This window comes from uncultured Thermus sp. (genome assembly GCF_938010445.1).
Classification (GTDB): domain Bacteria; phylum Deinococcota; class Deinococci; order Deinococcales; family Thermaceae; genus Thermus; species Thermus altitudinis.
This window is the reverse complement of the sequence record NZ_CALLUR010000049.1, coordinates 1-5400: the sequence shown is the minus strand read 5'-3', so window position 1 is coordinate 5400 and position 5400 is coordinate 1. Positions and strand designations below refer to the sequence as shown.

Genomic DNA, 5400 nt, shown 5'->3' with positions numbered 1-5400 from the left:
CGGGCGGCAACCTCCAGGGCAACTACTTCGGCATCCGGGTGGCCACCAAGCCCTTTGCGGGTCTAGACCTGGCCCTGAGCTATGCGGCCAACGACGGCCCACCTCCACCTGCCGGTCCCCAGCCAAACCCGGTGCGCTCCGCCCTGGGCCTGGACGGCAGCCTGAAGCTGGGGGACTTCTCCGTGAAGGGGCTTTTCGTCACCTCCAAGACCACCAACATCGGGGGCTACTTCCAGGACTACTTTGACCCCGCCACGGCCGACTGGGCCTACTACGTGCAGCTGGAGGGCAAGCTGGGCCCCGTGGGCCTCAAGGCCAACTACCGGGCCATTGACCCCCAGTATAAGGACGGCGTTGCGGGCATGTCCGCAAGCCACCTGGCCTACTACGGGGGCGTAAAAGGCCGCCAGTCCCCCGCCCCCTACCCTGACAACCAGGAAGGGGTAGGCGTGAGCCTGGACGCCTCCTTGGGTCCGGTGGGGCTGGAGCTCTACGGGGATAGCTCCGGCACCTATCCATACAGTCCGCCGTTAGCCATCACCACCGACCTTGGGGCCGCCGCCACCCTGGGTCTGCCCATGGCCTTCAGCCTGAAGGTGGCCTACGATACCCGGTTCAATGCGGGGAGTAGCTACTTTGACCTCGGGGCCCCCCCGGCCAGCTCCACCGTCACCGGCACCTTGAGCCATAATGGCGGCGCGAAGGACGCCCTGGTGAAGGACCTGAACCTGACCCTCGAGGGTAAGTATGACATCCCAGGCAACTTCTTTGGCCTGGCCGCCTTTGGCACCTACAAGCTGGGCCTTGGCCCCTTGAGCCTGGACACCCTCCTCTTCCGCTACAGCGATCCGAATCTCAGCGTGCCTAACAACGAGACCCTTAAGGGCGGCCTCCAGGCCTCCGTGGACCTGGGGGGCCTCCTCCCCCTGAAGCCCAGGCTCCTGGGGGAGGTGGTGGCCCGGCAGACCGGCGGCACCGAGGAGCTCAAGTGGGGGGTGGGCCTCTCCCTGGGTGAGTTCCTCTTCCCTGGCTCCAGCCTCGAGGCCCGCTACGCGGAGTACCGGGCCAGCAATGTGGCCAGCGTGTTCGTGGGGGCTGCCGACAACGCCTTCCGTGCAGACAAGGACAACCTGTACTCTGGTGCCGGTCCGAATAGCGGCAGCCTGGCGGGCTTCAACGTCACCTGGCGTTACTACGACCTGAGGGCCGACTACGGGGAGTACCTGACCTCGGCTGGGGATCACGCCCGCACCTTCCGCATCACCTACACCGTCAAGTTCTAGGGCCGTGGCTCCTAAGGCCCCCCGCCCCCTGGGCGGGGGGCTTTGCTATGGTGGAGGTATGCCCTTCCGCTACCACGGCCCAAGCCCCAAGGGGGACCAGCCCAAGGCCATCCGGGAGCTCGTGCAGGCCTTGGGGGACGGGGAGCGCTTCGTTACCCTCCTGGGGGCCACGGGAACAGGGAAAACGGTGACGGTGGCCAAGGTGATCGAGGCCCTGGGGAGGCCGGCCCTGGTCCTGGCCCCCAACAAGATCCTGGCGGCCCAGCTGGCGGCGGAGTTTAGGGAGCTTTTCCCGGAAAACGCCGTGGAGTACTTCATCAGCTACTACGATTACTACCAGCCCGAGGCCTACGTGCCGGGGAAGGACCTCTACATTGAGAAGGACGCCAGCATCAACCCTGAGATTGAGCGCCTCCGCCACTCCACCACCCGTAGCCTCCTCACCCGTAGGGACGTGGTGGTGGTGGCCTCGGTGTCGGCCATCTACGGCCTGGGGGACCCCCGGGAGTACCGGCAAAGGAACCTGGTGGTGGAACGGGGGGCCCTCTACCCCCGGGAGGCCCTTTTGGAGAGGCTTCTGGAGCTGGGGTATACCCGCAACGATATCGACCTGGCCCCGGGCCGCTTCCGGGCCAGGGGGGAGGTCCTGGAGATCTTCCCCGCCTACGAGACGGAGCCCCTCCGGGTGGAGCTCTTTGGGGATGAGGTGGAGCGCATCCTCCAGGTGCACCCCATCACGGGGGAGAGGCTAAGGGAGCTTCCCGGCTTCGTCCTCTTTCCCGCCACCCATTACCTTTCCCCGGAGGGGCTGGAGGGGATCCTTAAGGAGATTGAGAAGGAGCTATGGGAAAGGGTCCGCCACTTTGAGGAAAGGGGGGAGGTCCTCTACGCCCAGCGCCTCAAGGAGCGCACCCTTTACGACCTGGAGATGCTAAGGGTCATGGGCACCTGCCCGGGGGTGGAGAACTACGCCCGCTACTTCACGGGCAAGGCCCCCGGGGAGCCCCCCTACACCCTTTTGGACTACTTCCCCGAGGATTTCCTGGTCTTCCTGGACGAGTCCCACGTGACCGTGCCCCAGCTTCAGGGCATGTACCGGGGGGACTATGTGCGCAAGAAGACCCTGGTGGACTACGGCTTCCGCCTGCCCAGCGCCCTGGACAACCGGCCCCTGCGCTTTGAGGAGTTCCTGGAGAGGGTGCCCCAGGTGGTCTTCGTCTCCGCCACCCCGGGGCCCTTTGAGCTTGCCCACTCGGGCCGGATGGTGGAGCAGATCATCCGCCCCACGGGGCTTCTGGACCCCCTGGTGGTGGTGAAGCCCACGGCGAACCAGATCCTGGACCTCATGGAGGGGATCCGGGAACGGGCGGCAAGGGGGGAGAGGACCCTGGTCACCGTCCTCACGGTGCGCATGGCCGAGGAGCTCACCGCCTTTTTGCAGGAGCATGGCGTAAGGGCCCGGTACTTGCACCACGAGCTGGACGCCTTTGAGCGCCAGGCCCTGATCCGGGACCTTAGGCTTGGGCATTTTGACGCCCTGGTGGGGATCAACCTCTTAAGGGAGGGTCTGGACATCCCCGAGGTCTCCCTGGTGGCCATCCTGGACGCCGACAAGACAGGGTTCTTGCGGAGCGAACGGAGCCTCATCCAGACCATCGGCCGGGCGGCCAGGAACGCCAAGGGGGAGGTCTGGCTCTATGCGGACACGGTCTCCGAGGCCATGGAGAGGGCCATCCGGGAGACCAACCGGAGAAGGGCCTTGCAGGAGGCCTACAACCGGGAGCACGGCATCGTCCCGGAGACGGTGCGCAAGGAGGTCAGGGCCATCATCCGCCCGGAGGGGTACGAGGAGGCCGCCCTGGAGGCCTTGGAGGGGGAGGACCTGAAGGAGCAGATTGCCCAGCTGGAGCTGGCCATGTGGCAGGCGGCGGAGGCCCTGGACTTTGAGCGGGCGGCGAGGCTTAGGGACGAGATTCGGGCCCTCGAGGCCCGCCTACAGGGCCTCAAGGGCCCGGAGCCGGTGCCGGGAAGGAGGAAGCGGAGGCGCCGCTAGGCCAAGAGGAGGACGGGGTTTTCCAGGTAGAGGGCCACCCGTTCCAGAAGCCTCTGGGCCAGGGGCGCCTCGAGGCCCGAGGCCGCCAGGAGGCCCCCTTCGTCCAGGAAAAGGCTGGGCTGGCCGGTGTGCACCTCTTCCCCGGTGGCGAAGCACAAAAGCCCTTCTCCCTCCTCCCCACCCTCCTGGTGGAAGAGGGCGAGGAAGCCCAGGGCTGGCCTCACGCCCCACACCCCATCCCCCACCACCCGGCCAAGGAGGGGCTCAAGGGGGAGTTCCAGGTCGGCCAGAGCCCTCTCGGCCGCCTTCAGGAGGAAGGGCAAGGGTGTTGCCGGCACCCCGTGTACCCTTTGGAAGGCCTCCAGGGCTGCCCTGAGTCCCTCGGGGCTGAACCGCAGGCGGTGGACCCGTAGAAGGGAGGGGGCAGGGGTGGCGGCGAGGCCGGGAGTGGGGATGGGCGTGGGGGCAGGGATGGCCCCGGCTAGGGGAGCCTCTTGGGCTGGGGCCTTTGCGGTGACCCCCGGCAGCTTGGAGGCTTCCGCCCCTTGGCCCCCCCCCAGAGCTTCTTCCACTAAGGCTTCGGGGCGAGGTGGCAAAGGCCCCTCCTCCGCACCCAAAAGGAGCTCTTCCAGCTCCTCCTCCGGCTCCGGGAAAAGGGCTTCCTCTTGAGGCTCAAAGGGGGAGAGGCTTTCCCGGGAGGTTTTCTGGGGAACCTCCTCGGCCAGGAGGAGATCCTCTTCCAGGTCCAGCTCCAGGTCCTCCAGAAGGGCGGGCTCGAGGTCCAGCTCCTCCTCGGCCACCTCCTCCACCGCCAGGGTGGGGGCCTTGGGTGGGGTGGGGAGGACGTCCTCCAGGTCCACCCCTTCCCGGTCCAGGACTTCCTGGACCCGCTTCAGCTCCTCTTCCGGGGGCAGGGGTGGGGCCTCTTCCGGCATGGGGGGCAACTCCACCTCCCCGGCCATCACCTTGGCCAGGAAGGCCAGGATGTCCCGCTCCACAATGGTGCCATCGGGCCCGGTGCCCTGGAGCCTGCGCCAGTCTATGCCGTTTTCCTCGGCCAGACGCCGGGCCAGGGGCGTGATCTTGGGTTCGGCCATCTTGGCCCTATGATAACAGGGTGGAAGCCAGGTTCGCGGAACTCTTGGCGGCGTACTGCCTCGAGGCCCAGGAAGGGGAGGCCATTTTGGTGGAGGCGGAACTTCCAGCCTTGCCCCTCCTGCCCCACTTGAAAAGGGCCTTCCTAGGGCGGGGGGCCTACCCTCTTTTCCGCATCGGCTACCCGGGGGAAGGGCGGGATTTCCTCCTCCACGGGGGGGCTTGGCTGGAGAGGATACCGGAGGTGGAGCGCGCTCTTTATGAGCAGGCGGACAAGTTCCTGCGCATCCTTTCCGCGGAAAACCCCCTGGAGGTAGCCTCCCTGGACCCCGGGCTTTCCCTCAGGCACCAGCGGGCCTGGCAGCCGCTTGCCGAGCTCCGCTTAAAAAAGCCCTGGGCCCTCACCCTCTACCCCACGGTGGGCTACGCGGTGGGGGCGGGGATGGGCACGGAGGAGTTCCGGGAGTACTTGCAAAGGGCCTTGTTCCTGGACCGGGAAGACCCCGTTGCCGCTTGGAAAGCCCTTGCCCGCTTCCAAGAGGCCTTGATCCAGAGGCTGGCCCAAGGAGAGGAGCTTCGCCTCCTGGCCCCGGGCACGGACCTAAGGCTTTCCGTGGCGGGCAGGCGGTGGATCAACTCCGATGGCCGGCGCAACATGCCCTCGGGAGAGGTGTTTACCGGCCCCCTGGAGGACTCCGCCGAGGGCGAGGTGCGCTTCAACCTGCCCGCCTTCGTGGGGGGAAGGCGGGTGGAAGGGGTCTACCTGCGCTTCCAGAGGGGCGAGGTGGTGGAGGCCCGGGCGGAGGTGGGGGAAGAGTACCTGCGGGCGGCCCTGGCCACGGATGAGGGGGCCAGGCGGCTTGGCGAGGTGGGCATTGGCACCAACTTCGGCCTCACCCGCCCCACGGGCCTCATCCTCCTGGACGAGAAGATGGGGGGTACCGTGCACCTGGCCCTGGGACGGAGCTA

Annotated in this window: 3 protein-coding genes and 1 pseudogene; 3 read left to right on the top strand and 1 reads right to left on the bottom strand. The window is 67.1% G+C overall.

Going from position 1 to position 5400, the window contains the following annotated elements; genetic code table 11:
• Positions 1–1283 (top strand): annotated as a pseudogene (locus tag Q0693_RS02635) (S-layer protein); the annotation flags it as partial.
• 58 nt (positions 1284–1341) lie between these two features.
• Positions 1342–3336, top strand: a complete 1995-nt coding sequence (uvrB, locus tag Q0693_RS02630; RefSeq protein WP_298628985.1) for an excinuclease ABC subunit UvrB — start codon at positions 1342–1344, stop codon at positions 3334–3336.
• On the opposite strand, the gene Q0693_RS02625 is transcribed toward uvrB, so the two are convergent.
• Positions 3333–4433 carry an E3 binding domain-containing protein gene (locus Q0693_RS02625; protein ID WP_298628983.1) on the bottom strand — a complete coding sequence of 367 codons (1101 nt, stop codon included), beginning with the start codon at positions 4431–4433 and terminating at the stop codon, positions 3333–3335. The two genes, uvrB and Q0693_RS02625, sit on opposite strands and share 4 nt — an antisense overlap.
• A gap of 20 nt (positions 4434–4453) precedes the next feature.
• Here Q0693_RS02625 and Q0693_RS02620 point away from each other — a divergent pair.
• Positions 4454–5400, top strand: a 947-nt coding sequence (locus tag Q0693_RS02620) for an aminopeptidase (protein WP_298628981.1), incomplete at its 3' end; no start/stop codon positions are given.